General features: G+C 66.7%; 17 protein-coding genes. 11 read left to right on the top strand and 6 right to left on the bottom strand.

Features of this window, described 5'->3' with window-relative positions; all coding sequences use genetic code 11:
- Positions 1–374 precede the first annotated feature (374 nt).
- The 9 genes from rpmH (at position 375) to AVL59_RS47205 (ending at position 7,326) form a co-directional block, all read left to right on the top strand.
- Positions 375–512, top strand: coding sequence for a 50S ribosomal protein L34 (gene rpmH / locus AVL59_RS47245; RefSeq protein ID WP_015659252.1), 138 nt, complete (start codon positions 375–377; stop codon positions 510–512).
- A 21-nt stretch (positions 513–533) separates the two neighbouring features.
- Positions 534–905, top strand: a complete 372-nt coding sequence (gene rnpA, locus AVL59_RS50220) for a ribonuclease P protein component (RefSeq protein WP_079147323.1) — start codon at positions 534–536, stop codon at positions 903–905.
- Positions 902–1,267 carry a membrane protein insertion efficiency factor YidD gene (gene yidD, locus AVL59_RS47235; RefSeq protein ID WP_067316709.1) on the top strand — a complete coding sequence of 122 codons (366 nt, stop codon included), beginning with the start codon at positions 902–904 and terminating at the stop codon, positions 1,265–1,267. The genes rnpA and yidD overlap by 4 nt, the downstream gene beginning before the upstream one ends.
- Positions 1,268–1,270: 3 nt before the next feature.
- Positions 1,271–2,554: a membrane protein insertase YidC gene (yidC, locus tag AVL59_RS47230; protein ID WP_067316707.1), complete on the top strand. Its 1,284-nt coding sequence runs from the start codon at positions 1,271–1,273 to the stop codon at positions 2,552–2,554.
- Positions 2,555–2,569: 15 nt separating this feature from the next.
- The gene (locus AVL59_RS47225) at positions 2,570–3,082 is read left to right on the top strand and encodes a Jag family protein (RefSeq protein WP_067316705.1); all 513 of its coding nucleotides are present in this window, start codon (positions 2,570–2,572) and stop codon (positions 3,080–3,082) included.
- A gap of 116 nt (positions 3,083–3,198) precedes the next feature.
- A complete protein-coding gene (gene rsmG, locus AVL59_RS47220; RefSeq protein ID WP_067316703.1) occupies positions 3,199–3,915 on the top strand; it encodes a 16S rRNA (guanine(527)-N(7))-methyltransferase RsmG in 717 nt (238 codons plus the stop codon).
- Positions 3,916–4,219: 304 nt separating this feature from the next.
- On the top strand, positions 4,220–5,293 hold the full coding sequence (locus AVL59_RS47215) for a ParA family protein (protein ID WP_079147526.1): 1,074 nt from the start codon (positions 4,220–4,222) through the stop codon (positions 5,291–5,293).
- Positions 5,290–6,390 carry a ParB/RepB/Spo0J family partition protein gene (locus tag AVL59_RS47210; protein ID WP_067316698.1) on the top strand — a complete coding sequence of 367 codons (1,101 nt, stop codon included), beginning with the start codon at positions 5,290–5,292 and terminating at the stop codon, positions 6,388–6,390. Before AVL59_RS47215 ends, AVL59_RS47210 begins: the two co-directional genes overlap by 4 nt.
- Before the next feature lie 318 nt (positions 6,391–6,708).
- Positions 6,709–7,326 carry a GNAT family N-acetyltransferase gene (locus tag AVL59_RS47205; RefSeq protein WP_067316696.1) on the top strand — a complete coding sequence of 206 codons (618 nt, stop codon included), beginning with the start codon at positions 6,709–6,711 and terminating at the stop codon, positions 7,324–7,326.
- A gap of 77 nt (positions 7,327–7,403) precedes the next feature.
- Here the strand turns inward: AVL59_RS47205 and trxA are convergent, their stop codons facing one another.
- From trxA to sigM, 4 genes are all read right to left on the bottom strand, one after another.
- The gene (gene trxA / locus AVL59_RS47200) at positions 7,404–7,733 is read right to left on the bottom strand and encodes a thioredoxin (RefSeq protein WP_067316694.1); all 330 of its coding nucleotides are present in this window, start codon (positions 7,731–7,733) and stop codon (positions 7,404–7,406) included.
- A gap of 50 nt (positions 7,734–7,783) precedes the next feature.
- The gene (trxB, locus tag AVL59_RS47195) at positions 7,784–8,740 is read right to left on the bottom strand and encodes a thioredoxin-disulfide reductase (RefSeq protein WP_067316692.1); all 957 of its coding nucleotides are present in this window, start codon (positions 8,738–8,740) and stop codon (positions 7,784–7,786) included.
- Between the two features lie 162 nt (positions 8,741–8,902).
- On the bottom strand, positions 8,903–9,844 hold the full coding sequence (locus AVL59_RS47190) for an anti-sigma factor family protein (RefSeq protein ID WP_067316689.1): 942 nt from the start codon (positions 9,842–9,844) through the stop codon (positions 8,903–8,905).
- Positions 9,841–10,557: an RNA polymerase sigma factor SigM gene (gene sigM, locus AVL59_RS50215; RefSeq protein WP_079147525.1), complete on the bottom strand. Its 717-nt coding sequence runs from the start codon at positions 10,555–10,557 to the stop codon at positions 9,841–9,843. Before sigM ends, AVL59_RS47190 begins: the two co-directional genes overlap by 4 nt.
- A gap of 117 nt (positions 10,558–10,674) precedes the next feature.
- Between sigM and AVL59_RS52940 the strand changes: the two genes are divergently transcribed.
- Together AVL59_RS52940 and AVL59_RS52935 are read left to right on the top strand one after the other, a co-directional pair.
- Positions 10,675–11,214, top strand: a complete 540-nt coding sequence (locus AVL59_RS52940; RefSeq protein WP_159400233.1) for a hypothetical protein — start codon at positions 10,675–10,677, stop codon at positions 11,212–11,214.
- Between the two features lie 236 nt (positions 11,215–11,450).
- Positions 11,451–12,200, top strand: a complete 750-nt coding sequence (locus AVL59_RS52935; RefSeq protein WP_159400232.1) for a hypothetical protein — start codon at positions 11,451–11,453, stop codon at positions 12,198–12,200.
- Between the two features lie 192 nt (positions 12,201–12,392).
- Here AVL59_RS52935 and AVL59_RS47180 read toward each other — a convergent pair whose 3' ends face one another.
- Together AVL59_RS47180 and murJ are read right to left on the bottom strand one after the other, a co-directional pair.
- On the bottom strand, positions 12,393–14,108 hold the full coding sequence (locus tag AVL59_RS47180) for a protein kinase family protein (RefSeq protein WP_067316685.1): 1,716 nt from the start codon (positions 14,106–14,108) through the stop codon (positions 12,393–12,395).
- 118 nt (positions 14,109–14,226) lie between these two features.
- Positions 14,227–16,578 (bottom strand): murein biosynthesis integral membrane protein MurJ, encoded by a 2,352-nt coding sequence (gene murJ, locus AVL59_RS47175; RefSeq protein ID WP_067316684.1) that lies wholly within the window; start codon positions 16,576–16,578, stop codon positions 14,227–14,229.
- Positions 16,579–16,589: the final 11 nt, after the last annotated feature.

The raw sequence follows: 16,589 nt of genomic DNA, 5'->3' as shown, positions 1-16,589 counted from the left end.
AGGGCACGCTCTCTCACAGGTCCCACGAACGTGTGGTTGTGGGACGGGTCGGGATGAAAATCGGGTCGGGCGGGGATAAGGGAACGAATCGGAGTTCAGCCACGGTAGTCAGCGCGGCCGGTACGGTTCAAGTTGTTGTCCCCAGCCTGTGGATAGTGTCTCTCCGTGACCCTCGGTTTGACCGGATGGCGTAGCCCCGCGTACCGTAACCAGGTCGAGTTGTCGATGGCTGCTGCCGCCTGCCTCCGAAGGGCACAGGTCACTTCAGGTGATCGGGAAGCGGTGCACTCGGGCGTGACGCGAGCTACTCGTGGGCGCACGGTGACAGCCAGGACGGCACCCGCCACCACCGATTTGATTTCTGGAGCCCCCGAGTGAGCAAGCGCACCTTCCAGCCGAACAACCGTCGTCGCGCGAAGACCCACGGCTTCCGCCTGCGGATGCGCACCCGTGCCGGCCGCGCGATTCTCGCGAACCGTCGCGCCAAGGGTCGCGCCAGCCTGTCCGCCTGATCCTGATCAGGTCATGACGTCGTGCTGCCTTCCGAGCATCGGCTGAGGCGGCGCGAGGATTTCGCGACCGCGGTACGACGGGGGCGCCGGGCAGGCCGCCCAACCCTCGTCGTCCACCTTCGTAGCGGTGCCACGGACCCGCACGCGCCTGGGGAGAGCGCTCCCCCGACGCGTGCGGGTTTCGTCGTGAGCAAGGCCGTGGGTGGAGCGGTTGTGCGCAACAAAGTGAAGCGCAGACTGCGCCATCTGATGCGTGACCGAGTCGTCCTGTTTCCCCCCGGTAGCCTGGTAGTCGTACGGGCGTTGCCCGGATCGGGCGACGCAGACCACGCACAGCTGGCCCGAGACCTGGATGCCGCTCTTGAGCGGCTGCTGGGAGGGGGCGCGCGATGAAGTACCCGCTGCTGGCTCTGATCAAGCTGTACCAGTGGACGATCAGTCCATTGCTCGGGCCGGTGTGCAAGTACTACCCGTCGTGCTCCCACTACGGCTACACGGCCATCGACCGGCACGGTGCGATCAAGGGCACGGCACTCACCGCCTGGCGCATCCTCCGGTGCAATCCGTGGTCGCTGGGCGGTGTGGACCATGTTCCGCCGCGCAAGCGCCCGCGGTGGCACGAACTGCTGCGCAACGCTTGGCGCGCACGCAAGGGCGGGACCTCCGCCGCCGAACCGGCCACCGAGGAGAAGCCGCGTTCCGAGCTTCCCTCGAGCCCGGCCGCAGAGACCTCGTCCCATGCCCAAGGAGCATGATTAGTGGACACGATTGCCAGCCTCTTCAGCTTCATCACGACACCTGTCTCCTGGGTCATCGTCCAGTTCCACACGGTGTACGGCGCCATCTTCGGCCCCGACACAGGGTGGGCCTGGGGCCTGTCGATCGTGTCCCTCGTGATCCTGATCCGTATCTGCCTGATCCCGCTCTTCGTGAAGCAGATCAAGGCGACCCGGGCGATGCAGACGCTGCAGCCCGAGATGAAGAAGATCCAGGAGCGCTACAAGAACGACAAGCAGCGCCAGTCCGAAGAGATGATGAAGCTGTACAAGGAGTCGGGCACCAACCCGCTCTCCTCGTGCCTTCCCATCCTGGCGCAGTCCCCGTTCTTCTTCGCCCTGTACCACGTGCTCAACGGCATCGCGTCGGGCCAGACCATCGGCGTCATCAACGCGTCGCTGCTGGAGAGCGCCCGTAAGGCCCACATCTTCGGGGCTCCGCTCGCCGCGAAGTTCAAGGACGGCTCCGCCACCGTCCAGGCGCTGGGTGCGACGGTCACCGATGTGCGGGTCGTCACCGCGGTCATGATCGTCCTGATGTCGGCGTCGCAGTTCTACACGCAGCGCCAGCTGATGACGAAGAACGTCGACACCACGGTGAAGACGCCGTTCATGCAGCAGCAGAAGATGCTGATGTACGTCTTCCCGGTGATGTTCGCCGTCTTCGGTATCAACTTCCCGGTCGGTGTTCTCGTCTACTGGCTGACCACCAACGTGTGGACCATGGGCCAGCAGATGTACGTCATCCACAACAACCCGACCCCGGGTTCCAAGGCTCAGGCCGCCTACCTGGAGCGCCTCACCAAGCACGTCACGCACCACGGCAAGGTCCGTCGCCGGAGCGAGAAGACCATCGTCAAGGCGATCGTCGCCAAGGGCCGTGACCGCAACGAGTTCGAGCGCAAGTTCATCAACGGACTGAACAAGGCGGGCCTCGCGGCCCAGGCCGACGGCACCGTGGTGACGAGCGAGACCCAGGCCGTGGCGCAGACCGAGGACGGTACGACCACCGCCACCGCCACCGCCAGCGCCGCGCGGCGCCAGCAGCCCAAGCGCCAGACCAAGGCCCAGCGCCAGTCCGGCGGGACCAAGCAGGCGGGCGACGACACGCCGACCACCTCGCTGGAGAAGTCCGACCCGCCGCAGGACGCCAAGCCCGCCGCTGCCGAGCAGCCCCAGAAGCCCGGCTCCGGCACCCGTAGCAAGGCCCAGTCCGGCCAGCGCAAGGGTGGCCCGCAGCGGCCCAAGTCCCCGTCCAAGAAGTAAGAAGGAGCCCATCCCGTGACGGAAGGCACCACCTCCGCTGCTGCCGAGGGTGCAGACACCCTCACCCGCCTGGAGCAGGAGGGTGAGATCGCGGCGGACTACCTGGAGGGTCTGCTCGACATCGCCGACCTCGACGGCGACATCGACATGGACGTCGAGGCCGACCGGGCCTCCGTGTCGATCATCAGCGACACCGGCGGCCGGGACCTGCAGAAGCTGGTCGGCCGGGACGGCGAGGTGCTGGAGGCGCTTCAGGAGCTGACGCGCCTGGCCGTGCACCGGGAGACCGGCGATCGCAGTCGGCTGATGCTGGACGTCGCGGGTTACCGGGCCAAGAAGCGCGCCGAGCTGTCCGAGCTGGGTGCCAAGGCCGCCGCCGAGGTCAAGAACACCGGCGAGGCCGTGAAGCTCAACCCGATGACCCCCTTCGAGCGCAAGGTCGTGCACGACGCGGTCAAGGCCGCCGGACTGCGCAGCGAGTCCGAGGGCGAGGAGCCGCAGCGGTTCGTCGTCGTACTTCCTGCCTGATCGGCCCCTACGTTTCACCGGCCCCGTCTGCCTGCAGACGGGGCCGACCTTTGTCAGCCTGGTAGTTCTGGTGGCCGGTGCGCGAAGCGCCGGCGCTGTACGGAAGGACGGTCCCCGTGACGGAGGCAGCGGAGCTTCCCCCCGCGCCCGAGCAGGCGCGGGAAGTGTTTGGTGACCGCTTCGCCGATGCGGTCCGCTATGCGGAACTGCTCGCCGAGGCGGGCGTGCAGCGTGGCTTGATCGGGCCGCGTGAAGTGCCCCGTCTGTGGGAGCGGCACCTGCTGAACTGCGCGGTGCTCTCCGAGGCGGTCCCCGAGGGGGTGACGGTGTGCGACGTGGGCTCGGGCGCCGGCCTGCCGGGCATTCCGCTCGCGCTGGTCCGGGAGGACCTGAACATCACGTTGCTGGAGCCGCTGCTGCGGCGCACCACCTTCTTGACGGAGGTCGTCGAGCTGCTGGGCCTGGATCACGTCACCGTGGTGCGGGGCCGGGCCGAGGAGGTCATGGGGCAGTTGCCGCCGGTCCATGTGGTGACCGCCCGTGCTGTGGCCCCGCTGGACCGCCTGGCCGCGTGGGGCATTCCCCTGCTGCGTCCGTACGGCGAGATGCTCGCTCTGAAGGGCGACACCGCCGAGGAGGAGCTGAAGATGGCGGCCACCGCGCTCAGCAAGCTCGGAGCGGTGTCGACGTCCATCCTGCATGTGGGTGAGGGTGTGGTGGATCCTCTGTCCACGGTCGTACGTGTCGAGGTGGGAGAGAGTCCGGGCGGTGTGCGGTTCGCGGCCAAGCGGGCCAAGGCGGCCCGTGTGGGCAGGGCTCGCCGTCGTCGCTGACTCGGCATGCGGGCGCCGACACGGGATCCGGCGCCCTGATCCGTCCTGACGAAGAGACGTACTCCACACAAGCTGCCAAACCTACGCGAGTCGGAGTGTCGCGAAGATCCGGTCGCCGTCACTGTGCATCGTGTTTCACGTGAAACGTCGCTCACTGCTGCACGGCATCATCAGTCGTGGCCGCGCTGCGGCCGAACCGCGGGACCGGAAGCCTCTCGGTTCACTCGGAGAGGTACGGGAGTTGTCCACAGAGGTGGATTTCTCCACAGAACACCAGGCCTCACTGGTTCACGACCCCGAAGACATGGGAGGCTCTGTTCATTGCGAGCCTGAAGTCGAGGAGAGTGAATCCGTGCGGTCCGACGCCAACATCGCGGGACCGATGACCGATCCGGTCCCTGGTCCCCGTACCGAGTCGATGGGGGCGGATGTTTCACGTGAAACACCGCCCCCGATGGACGACACTCCCATCGGTCGTGCTGCCCAACTGGCGGTGGAGGCTCTGGGCCGTGCCGGCGAAGGCCTGCCGCGCCCGGAGCGGACCCGAGTCATCGTGGTCGCCAACCAGAAGGGCGGCGTGGGCAAGACGACCACGACCGTCAACCTTGCCGCTTCGCTGGCTCTGCATGGTGGCCGTGTCCTGGTGATCGACCTGGACCCCCAGGGCAATGCCTCCACGGCACTGGGGATCGACCATCACGCCGAAGTTCCCTCCATCTACGACGTCTTGGTGGAGAGCAAGCCTCTCGCCGAGGTCGTCCAGCCCGTCCCGGATGTCGAGGGCCTCTTCTGCGCCCCTGCCACCATCGATCTGGCCGGTGCGGAGATCGAGTTGGTGTCTCTCGTGGCCCGGGAGAGCCGGCTGCAGCGGGCGATCCAGGCGTACGAGCAGCCGCTGGACTACGTCCTGATCGACTGCCCGCCGTCTCTGGGCCTTCTGACGGTCAACGCGCTCGTCGCGGGCCAGGAGGTCCTCATCCCGATCCAGTGCGAGTACTACGCGCTGGAGGGGCTGGGCCAGCTGCTGCGCAACGTCGACCTGGTCCGGGGCCACCTCAACCCCGCCCTGCACGTGTCGACCATCCTGCTCACCATGTACGACGGCAGGACGCGTCTCGCCTCGCAGGTTGCGGAAGAGGTGCGCACCCACTTCGGCGACGAGGTGCTGCGGACGAGCATTCCCCGCTCGGTCCGTATCTCGGAGGCGCCGAGCTATGGGCAGACGGTGCTGACTTACGATCCTGGTTCGAGCGGCGCCCTCTCCTATCTTGAGGCGGCCCGAGAAATCGCGCTGAAGGGCATCGGCATCAGCTATGACGGGAGCCAGGCCCACATCGGCGCCCAGAACGACCCGAGCATGGTGGAGGGCATTCAGTGAGTGAGCGACGGAGGGGGCTGGGCCGTGGTCTCGGCGCACTGATCCCTGCAGCCCCGACCGAGAAGACCCCGGCTCCGGCCGCAATGGGCGGTGGCGCGTCCGCGTCCCCGGCAGCGGTCCCGGTACTGACGACCGACCGCGGGGTGGCCGCGGCGAAGGTGGCCACGCTGCCGCCTGTTTCACATGAAACCGAGGAGCCTCCGGCAGCGCCTGTCGCAGAGGTGCCCGCGCCTCCGGTGGGTGCACACTTCGCCGAGCTGCCCCTCGACGCCATCACGCCGAACCCGCGCCAGCCGCGTGAGGTCTTCGACGAGGACGCCCTCCAGGAACTGATCACCTCCATCAAGGAGGTCGGTCTGCTCCAGCCCGTCGTCGTCCGACAGCTGGGTCCCGCCCGGTACGAGCTGATCATGGGCGAGCGTCGTTGGCGCGCCTGCCGTGAGGCCGGCCTCGAGGCCATCCCGGCGATCGTCCGGGCCACGGACGACGAGAAACTCCTCCTGGACGCCCTGCTGGAGAACTTGCACCGTGCGCAGCTGAACCCGCTGGAAGAGGCCGCCGCCTACGACCAGCTGCTCAAGGACTTCAACTGCACGCATGACCAGCTGGCCGACCGGATCGGGCGCTCTCGCCCGCAGGTCTCCAACACGCTGCGGCTGCTGAAGCTCTCACCGGCTGTCCAGAAGCGGGTGGCCGCCGGTGTCCTGTCTGCCGGTCACGCCCGGGCTCTGCTGTCCATCGACGACTCGGAGGAGCAGGACCGGCTGGCTCACCGCATCGTGGCCGAGGGCCTGTCGGTGCGGGCCGTCGAGGAGATCGTGACCCTGATGGGTTCGCGTCCCCAGACGCCTCAGCGTTCCAAGGGTCCGCGGGCCGGAGCCCTGGTCTCTCCGGCTCTGACCGATCTGGCGACCCGTCTGTCGGATCGCTTCGAGACCCGGGTGAAGGTCGACCTGGGCCAGAAGAAGGGCAAGATCACCGTCGAGTTCGCCTCCGTGGAGGACCTTGAGCGGATCCTTGGCACGCTCGCTCCGGGCGAGGGGCCGCTCCTGCAGAAGGTTCTTCAGGAGGACCAGTCCGAGGAGCACGACGACTGATCCTCGGGCGATCTCGACCCGAGGGAGCCAGGGAGCGGATCGTGTCCGGTGTGTGCCGGATCGCGGTCCGCTCTTTGCTTTGAGGCGGTATCGAGGCAATCGCATCGTGGATACGATGCCAAAGGGGTATGGCGCATCCACCTGGCAGATCTCTGAGTGGGGAGACAGGGCCATGCGATCGATGAGCCGCACCGGACTGGTGAGCGCGGGCCTGGGCCTCGGAGCGGTCGGCGGATTCGTCGGCAGCCTCCTCAGGGAACGGAGCGCTCTGGCAGCCGCTCGCGACGCCGCGGGCGTAGGAAGCGAGGAACAGCCTTCATGGGGCGTCGGCTCGTACCGCTCACGCTGGACAACCTTCAGGACCTTCCCCAGCGCTGTCGGTCGTGTGTCTTTTGGGAGCTGGACCCCGTCAGCGGCGAAGCCGCGGTAAGGGCGGGTACCTCCGCGCTGGAGAAGGAGTCGTGGATCTCCGCCGTCCTGCTGGACTGGGGATCATGCGGACGGGTTGTCTACGTCGATGATGCGCCGGTGGGTTTTGTGCTCTACGCACCGCCGGCCTATGTCCCTCGCTCGACGGCGTTTCCCACGAGTCCGATCTCGCCGGACGCTGTCCAGCTCATGACGTCGTTCATCATGCCCGGCTATCAGGGGCAGGGGCTGGGCCGGGTGATGGTGCAGACGGTCGCCAAGGATCTGCTGCGCCGGGGCTTCAAGGCGATCGAGGCATTCGGTGATGCCCGCTGGAAGGAGCCCGCCTGTCTGCTGCCGGCCGACCATCTCCTGGCCGTGGGCTTCAAGACGGTCCGGCAGCACCCCACGCATCCTCGGCTGCGGCTGGAACTGCGCTCCACGCTGTCGTGGAAGGAAGATGTGGAGCTCGCCCTCGACCGGCTCCTGGGGGCCGTGCAGAAGGAGCCGGCTCTGAGGCCGCTCTAGGCGTCGGCGTCAGCTGAGGACCGCATACGAATGGGCCAACCCGGAGGGGCTGGCCCATTCGTGTTTCACGTGAAACGTCACTCAGCGATGAAGTCCGCGAGGTCGCGCTCGATCGCCGCCTTCGGCTTGGCACCGACGATGGTCTTGGCCACCTCGCCGTTCTGGTACACGTTCAGCGTCGGGATGGACATGACGCCGTACCTGGCGGCCGTATCCGGGTTCTCGTCGATGTTGAGCTTGACGACCTCGATCTTGTCACCGTGCTCCTTGGCGATGGCCTCGAGCGACGGAGCGATCTGGCGGCACGGGCCGCACCAGGCGGCCCAGAAGTCCACCAGGACGGGCTTGTCGCTCTTGAGGACAGCTTCCTCGAAGGTAGCGTCGGTCACGGTCTTCAGGTCGGCCACGGCGGGGCTCCTAACTGGGTGTGCGGTGGGGCGGGGGAGAAGGGAAAGGGTCAGGCGGTCTCGGCCTTGCCCTCGTCCGCGAGGGCGGCGAGGAAGCGCTCGGCGTCGAGGGCGGCGGAGCAGCCGGTGCCGGCCGCGGTGATCGCCTGTCGGTAGGTGTGGTCGACCACGTCACCGGCGGCGAAGACACCGGCCAGGTTGGTGCGGGTGGACGGGGCGTCGACCTTCAGGTAGCCCTCCTCGTCCAGGTCCAGATGGCCCTTGAACAGCTCGGTGCGCGGGTCGTGGCCGATCGCGATGAACAGACCCGTCACCGGCAGCTCCGACAGCTCGCCGGTCTTGACGTTGCGCAGCTTCAGTCCGGAGAGCTTCTGGTCGCCCTGGATGTCGGCGACCTCGCTGTCCCAGATGAACTTGATCTTCGGGTCGCCGAAGGCGCGCTCCTGCATCGCCTTGGAGGCACGCAGGCTGTCACGGCGGTGGACGATCGTGACGGACTTGGCGAACCGGGAGAGGAAGGTGGCCTCCTCCATCGCGGTGTCGCCACCGCCGATCACGGCGATGTCCTGCTCCTTGAAGAAGAAGCCGTCACAGGTGGCGCACCAGGAGACGCCGCGGCCGGAGAGGGCGTCCTCGTTCGGCAGGCCGAGCTTGCGGTGCTGCGAGCCGGTCGTCACGATGACGGCCTTCGCCTGGTGGACCGTGCCCTCGGAGTCGGTGACGGTCTTGATCTCACCGGTCAGATCGACGGAGACGATGTCGTCCGGGATCAGCTCGGCGCCGAAGCGCTCGGCCTGCGCCCGCATGTTGTCCATCAGGTCGGGGCCCATGATGCCGTCGCGGAAGCCCGGGAAGTTCTCCACCTCGGTGGTGTTCATCAGCGCACCACCGGCGGTGACCGCACCCTCGAACACCAGGGGCTTCAGCGATGCGCGGGCGGTGTAGAGCGCGGCCGTGTAGCCCGCGGGCCCGGAGCCGATGATGATCACGTTACGGACGTCGCTCACGGCTTGATTCCTCGTCTCTGGTCTGTGTCAGTCGACCGGTGGGAGCCCCTTTCAGGACTCTCACCCCACCCAACGGATCCTAAGGGGCGAGCATTCCCGGTGTGTCCGGGCACACGGGGATCGCTGACGGTACTGATGACCGGAGAGGACGCCTCTAGTGTCTCAGGGACGAGCGAGGGACTGCTTCAGCAGCACCTTGCCCGGGGAGACGGGCTGCTGACCGACGCACGACGCGTCGACGACATAGACCGTGACCCGTGTGCTGTCGACGGTGTCGGGCAGTACGACGAGATAGGCACTCTTGCCGGCGTACATGCCTGTCTTGGCGCCGAGAACATCACCGCTGCGGCTGATCGCCTTCCGGACGCAGTCGGGAACCGAGGTCTGGGGCTGCAGCAGTGTGTGTGCGCCCTGGGTCGACCCTGGGGTGTTCTGCTCCGAGTCGGCCCCTGACCGTGGCCGCTTGCTCTCGGAGCCCCCCTCCGTTTCCCTTTTGACGGAGAGCAGATCCTTCACCTGGTTCTGGACACTGTCCCCGGAGAAGGTGGTGACGGACTGTGTCGGCTTGCCATGAGCCGTCGTATCGGAGCCCCCGCTGCCGAGTGACTGCAGGACCAGGGACCCGGCCCCCAGGACGGCGGCGGTGAGAACGGCACCGAGGACGACGGTCCTGCGGCGCCGCCCGCGCTCGCGTCCCTTCCGCCCCGGCCCTGTCGCCCCGTGGGGGCGCCCGACGGGCCGGTCCGCCGAAGGCGATGTTTCACGTGAAACACCACCGCCGGTGATCTGGCTGTCTGGCTCTGCGGGCCCGGAAATCAGCACCGACGTGTCCAGAGCTCCGGGTTCGGTGGCGCTCCGTCGGGCTTCGGCCGCGAGGGCGGCGTCAATGCGGTCCGCGACGTCCGCCGGCATGCGCGACGGACCCGGCACGGTGCCCAGCAGCCCCTGGATCTCCTCCAGCGAGGCACGGACGTCCGCGCACAGCTCGCACTCTTCCAGGTGACGCTGCAGCTCCGCGGTCCGGCTCGATGGAAGGAGTCCTTCGGTGAGGTCGGAGATCTCCGCGACGTCCGGGTGCCCGGCCGTGTCTGCCGTGGAAGTCACGCTCGCCCACCTCCGCCCTTCACTACGGTTGAATCACTCGGACCCGCGACGCGGGAGCCTCCGTCCCGTGGTCCCGTTGCCGGTGGGACGGGTGGCTCGGCCATCCGGTTCCGTTCCGGGCCGGGTTCTTTTTCGTCCCCTGTGCTTCCGGGGCGTAGATGGGTGAGCAGCGGCAGCAGCCTGGCTCTGCCTCGGGCGCACCGGCTCTTCACCGTCCCCGTGGGCACGTCGAGGATTCGAGCGGCCTCGGCCACGGGGTACCCCTGCATGTCCACGAGGACCAGAGCCGCACGCTGCTCATACGGAAGGGTGCCGAGTGCTTCGAGGAGCTGCCGGTGCAGATCGTTGCGCTCGGCCGGAGCCGAGGCCGACTCATGCGGCTCCAGCAGTTGCTCCAGCCGTTCGGTGTCGTCGACGGGAGAGGTCTTCCGGGAGTCCGCCTTGCGAGCCCGGTCGATGCAGGCATTCACCGTGATCCGGTGCAGCCATGTCGTGACGGCGGACTGCCCCCGGAAGGTTCGAGCAGCTCGATAGGCAGAGACCAGGGCGTCCTGGACCGCATCAGCGGCCTCCTCGCGATCCCCCAGCGTCCGCAGCGCGACCGCCCAGAGCCGATCCCGATGCCGCCGTACCAGTTCACCAAAGGCGTCCGAGTCGCCTGCGACGTGACTGGCCAGGAGAGCCTGGTCTGAAGGTGAGGCCTGGGTACCAATTGGCTCGTCTTTCACCCATATCCCCCGACTCGCTGCGGGACAAGCATGTAGGTTAGCCGCGTATGCGCCATAGACACAATCTCACAACAATAGTATGAGCACCAGCGGTGTCAAGATGTGAAGAGCTGGAATCTTGATATTCCTGTCTCGTTACTGCATGAGGGGGAATCTTTAATGCCTAAGGGGCGTTATCTCGCTGCCGCAACCTCAGTTATATCAGCTGCCGTTCTCGGCGTTGGTGGGGCTGCTTCAGATGCTGGCGCTGCTACCTGGACGAGCACCCACACGGTAAATAACTGCGATTACGCGTGCGTGGTGATATTTTACAACTCCCAGTACGGTGGTTCGCGAACGACTTTTGAGAACAACAAGGCGGAGGAAGGAATTCCTAACCTGGGTCCATACACGTTTAAGACGGTGGGCGCCGGACAGGGGCTTTCGGTGAAGAACCATGCCGCTTCGGCGCAAGCGAGAAATTACGGACTGGGCTATAACGTAACGATCTACCGCAACAGTGGCTACGCAGGACCCTGTGACAGGCTCCAGGCCGGCCATGAATACACCTACGCTTCGAAGCTGGCTAACACGTACAACGATGATGCGTCCCTCTATTGGCGTGATCGTGTGCAAAGTCAGGGTTGTAAGTACTGGTCGTGACAAATGTGAAATGGACTCTCGGCGGGCGCCTGTTGGCGCCCGCCTCTGCTTTTGGGGGTGCGGCCATGTGGCTGTCTCGTCAATTGGGAAATGCTAGTGCTCTCATCATTATCTCCTCAGTACTGCTGACTGGCTGCGTCGGAGGGTCTACTGCAGAACAAAGAAAAGAAGACCAGAGGCGAAATGGATCGATCGAAGGGGTGGGTGGGGTTCACGCATCGCCTCAGCTCCTCGACTTGCCCATCGATGTATATGGGATTAACCCATATGACTACTATCTCATCGATAAGGCAAAGACAGTACTGATTGATCGCTGCATGAAGGCTTTCGGCAGTCGATTTATTGCCCCTTCTCCTGGTAAGCCGGTAGTTCAGGCTTCCAGGAGGTATGGAGTGACAGAGACTGAAACTGCCGCTGCTTACGGATACCACATGCCGAAGGTGGCAGACCGCGCGAATAGAGATCCACGCAACCTCACGAAGGAGGACAGGATTTTTCTCTTCGGGGAAAGTAATGGTCGGTCTGGAGGATCAGGGAAGGCTGACAAGTTGCCGCCAGGGGGTTGCAGTGGCGAGGCTGATGCCAAAATCTCTGGTGATGACACACCAGATGCCATTATAGCCCTAGCGCGAGGTATCGATGGGGGAAGCTTCGAAAATTCAATGAAGGATCCACGTTGGGTAAAAGCTAACAAGCAGTGGTCCGCTTGCATGATGCAAAGGGGTTATAGATATGCATCGCCGTTGGAGGCGATTTCCGATCCGAAATTTCAAGAAGTGGGCAGGCCGACGGAGCAAGAGAGGCGTGTGGCCGTGAGGGATGTTCAGTGTAAGCGCGAATCGAGCCTAACTGAGATCTGGCGGGAAATAGAGAGTGCGGACCAAGAAAAGATGATCCGCAAACACTCAAAGGAACTGCAGAGGCTCCGGTCTTTCCAGAAAGCGGAGGTAGGGCGGGCTCGCCGGGTTTTGTCCGACTCGCCTTGAACGGCAAGTGTCAGGTAAAACGGCTTTGTTGTGCAGGCGAGTCGAGCGGCAGGTGTATCCGCCCGGCTAAGGCATATCGTTCAAGCAGCTCATGGCTCATATGTGTAGTAGTCGTAATGGCTGCATGTGGGCGGACTAAGGGCATAAGCCAGCGAAATCTATGCGCGATGACCACTTCCTCGCTGCCGCTCCTCAGCCCATGAAGTTCACTTCACTAATGGCCTGCTTGTAGCCGGCGCGTGTGTACAAGGTGGAGTCGTAACCTGACTTCGGTACGGCCGTCAGCCATACGAGGACATACTGTGTCTTCACGGACTTCTTGAGCTTCACCGTAGCGGAGGTGCCGGTGGTCGTGACAGAGCCGATCTTTGTCATCGAGCCGAGCGACGGAGGCGTCAGCGAGTCGGCCGAGTACAGATCGAGCGTCGTGTGATCACCGGCGTAGCGGAGCCCGACGGTGGCGCTGCCGAGATCCTTCACCGAGCCAAGGTCATAGACGATGCCGACACCGGGCTTGAGCGGTGCGATCGTGGGGCCCGCGTCGAAGGACCTGGTCCGCCAGAACGTGGATGCATTGCCGTCGTATGTGTTGTCGACGTCGGTGGGGTGCTGGGAGTCGCCCTCGGCGATGAACTCCTGGGCATGCTGGATCTTTATCGGAGCCTGCTTCGGAGCGTTCTTGCCGCCGCCGTCCTGCGTCTGTGTGTTGTTGGTGTCGTTCGACTTGCCGCTCTGGTCCATCAGCGCGTCCGCCAGCTGCCAGCTGCCCAGGCCGAGGGCGGCGATGAGCAGGGCCGACACCGTCCACTTCAGGACCTTGCCGGTGCGGCTCTGGAGCGGAGGGGGTGGGGTGGGCATCGGCTGTGCGGCGCCGGGACGGGGCGCGGGGCGGCCGTACGTGCCTTGCTGGTACGTCGTGCGCTGGTATTCCGCCGGAGCCGTGAACGAAGGCTCTGGCGGGCGGATGCGGGGCATCTCGCCGATCGCCTTCACCAGCTCCTCGGGCGTGGTGCACGGAGCCTCGTGACGGGAGGCGGTGGCCCCGTCGTTGACGAGAGCCCGCATGGCGAGCTCGGACAGGCCACGGTGGACACCGGCGCGCACCTGGTCCGGCGCGATCAGGCCGATGGTCTTGGGCAGCCCGGACAGACCGTAGGCGTCGTTCTCGTACGGCCAGCGCTGGGTCAGCGCCGCGTACAGCAGTGCACCGATCGACTCGGTGTCGGTGCGCTGCGGGGTGTCGGAGTTGATGCCGCGCAGCGCCGCGTTCACGGCGAGGCCGCGGATGCGCCATTGACCGGTGGAGGCGCGCAGTACGGCGTTCGGATTCAGCCGCAGATGGGCGAGGCCCTCGCGGTGTGCGGCGGCCATGGCGGAGGCGACCTGACTGACCATCTGGTAGGCGTCGTGCGGCTCCAGGGGGCCGGACGCGAGCAGCGCGGTCAGCTCGGTGGCGTCGGGCAGCCACTCGTGGACGACGTAGACGAGGTCGTTCTCCTCGACGGCGTCGAGGACCTGGACGAAGCGCGGATCGCCCAGCAGAGCGGAGGAACGGGCGGCCGCCAGTACGGAACGCGCCCGGGCATGGTCCGCGGGCAGCGTGTGGACGCCGACGGCACGACGGAGTTTCTCGTCGACCGCACGCCAGCTGCTGAATCCGTCCAGACGGGTGACGCACTCCTCGAGGCGGTAGCGTCTGGCGAGTTTGTGCCCGCTGTGCAGTTCGGGAGGCGATGCCTTCTTTCCGGGACCCTCCGTCGCGCTACTCCCCTGGGCCTCTTCGCTGTCCGTGTCCCGCTCCGGGTTCTGGGCCACCCCGTCGGCCGTGGACTGGTCCGCCTTGGCGGTCAACGGCTGCTCGCCGTTGTTGTCTGCCACGTCGACGGCAGCCGTGCTCCGTTCCGCCACCGTCGTCCCTGCCTCCCCATCCGTTGCACGCTGTCCGACGCCGAAACCAATTGTGCCCACAGTCCGCCGCTATGCACGACACACGGCGGCGGACGATGGTTGTGCGCCTACCCCCACCTCAGCGCCCCAGACGCCCGCGGACCATTCCCACGAGCGAGTTGAGCTCCTCGATCCGCATCCGGCGAGCGGCGACGAAGAAGATGCCGAGCAGGACCGCGGTGCCCGCGATCAGCGCGGCGAAGGAGCCGATGACGCCCTGGCCGAGCGTGTGGCCGATGCCGTAGCAGGCCGCGCCGCTGAGCAGGGCCGCCGGCACCGAGGCGATGCCGAGCCGGGCGTAGGTCCGCAGCACTCGTGTGCCATCCAGATCGCCGCCGAGCCGCTTGCGCAGCCGGTTCCAGGCGACGCCCACACCGATCGCGTACGCGAGGCCGTAGGCGGCGGCCATGCCGACCACCGCCCAGCGCGCCGGGAGCAGGAAGTAACAGGCCGCCGAGGCGCTCGCGTTGACCGCGGCCACGATGACCGTGTTGTAGAAGGGGGTGCGGGTGTCTTCGTAGGCGTAGAAGGCGCGCAGAACGACGTACTGCACGGAGTACGGGATCAGGCCGAGGCCGAAGGCCATCAGCATGTAGCCCATGTTGGTGGCCTCGCTGGTGCCGGAGGAGCCGAACATCAGCGTGCACATCGGGATGCCGAGCGAGAGGAAGCCGAAGGCGACGGGGACGATGGCCACGGCGGTCGTCCTCAGGCCCTGGGAGATGTCGTCGCGTACGGCGCCGCCGTCGCCCTCGGCGGCCGAGCGGGAGATCCGCGGCAGCAGTGCGGCCATCAGGGAGACGGTGATGATCGCCTGCGGCAGACCCCAGATCAGCTGGGCATTGGCGTAGGCGGCGAAGCCGGTGCCGTCGACCGGCGAGTGCTTGCCCGCCGCGGTGGACAACTGCGTGACGACGATCGCGCCGGCCTGGTTGGCGAGTACGAAGAGGATCGTCCACTTGGCGAGGGTCACGGCCTTGCCCAGGCCGTGTCCGCGCCAGTCGAAGCGCAGCCGCAGACGGAATCCGGTCTCGCGCAGGTACGGGATCATCGCGAGCGCCTGGACGACGAGACCGAGCAGGATGCCGATGCCGAGGAGGCGCTGGCCCTCGGGCGGGATGGTCGTCACGGTCATCCCGGAGTGGGCCGCGGTGCCGTACACCCAGATGAACGTGCCGAGCGTCACGATGATGACGATGTTGTTCAGGACGGGGGTCCACATCATCGCGCCGAACTTGCCGCGCGCGTTGAGGACCTGTCCCATCACCACGTGGATGCCCATGAAGAAGATCGAGGGGACGAAATAGTGCACGAAGGTGATGCCGACGTGGTTGGCGGCCGGATCGCTCGCCACTGACGGGGAGAGCAGCCGGACCAGGTACGGCGCGCCGACGATCGCCAGTGCGGTGAGCAGACCCAGCGCCACCATGACAAGGGTCAGCAACCGATTGGCGTAGGCCTCGCCGCCGTCCTCGTCCTCCTTCATGGCCCGGACGAGCTGCGGCACGAAGACGGAGTTGAGGCCGCCGCCGACCGTCAGGATGTAGATCATCGTCGGCAGCTGGTAGGTGACCTGGAAGGTGTCGCCGAGCAGGCCGACGCCCAGCGCCGAGACGATCATCGCCGAGCGGATGAAGCCCGTGAGGCGGGAGACCATCGTGCCCGCCGCCATGACGGCGCTCGACTTCAGCAGCCCGGAGGCACGCCCGCCCTTCTTCGCGGCGGGAGCCGCGGGCTCGGCGGACTCGGCGGCAGCCGCGGGATGGGCGGGTTCACCGGCCGCGGCCGGGGCGGGTACGGGTGACTGCGCCGGGTGCGCGGCGGCAGGGGGACCGGCCTGGTACGGCGTCCCGGCGTACTGGTTCGTGTGCTGCGGGCTCTGGGCGTGCGGCGGCGCCGGGTACGCACCGGCGGGATCCGGGGCAGTCGCCGGGCCCGGGACGGTCCGGTCCATGGGCCCGGGTCCGCCGCTCTGCTGCTGGTCCCGGAAGAGATGGGCGAAGGCGTCCGGTTTGTGGTATTCCTCACCAGAGTGCGTGACCAGGTCGTCCACGCCCACGAACTGGGTCGTACGCGGGTCGTCGCCGTACGGCAGGTACTGGTTCGCGCCGTCCGGCTCGGGTGCCGGGGTCTGCGCCCACACGTGCGGATCGGGCGCGTACGGCGACTGGGTCGGCGGGGCGTACAGCGGCTGCTGCTGCTCGTAGGCGCCCGGGGGCGGCGGCGGGTGCGCGGCACGGTCGTAGAGCGCCTCGGCCACGGGGTCCTGGGCGGTCAGATCGTGCGCCCGGTAGGGGTCCTGGTCGTAGGCGTCCTGGAGGTACGTGTCCGCCGGGTGCTGGGGCGGTACCTGCCCGGGCCCGGGCGGCGGCTCGGGGTAGCCCGAGTCGGCCGCGCCCTGGCCGCGTTCACCGTCGTACGGCGCGTTCATCGTTACCCCAC

Origin of the sequence: Streptomyces griseochromogenes, assembly GCF_001542625.1 — a bacterium.
Lineage (GTDB): Bacteria > Actinomycetota > Actinomycetes > Streptomycetales > Streptomycetaceae > Streptomyces > Streptomyces griseochromogenes.
The sequence above is the reverse complement of the archived record's forward strand: the minus strand, read 5'-3'. Positions and strand labels throughout refer to the sequence as shown.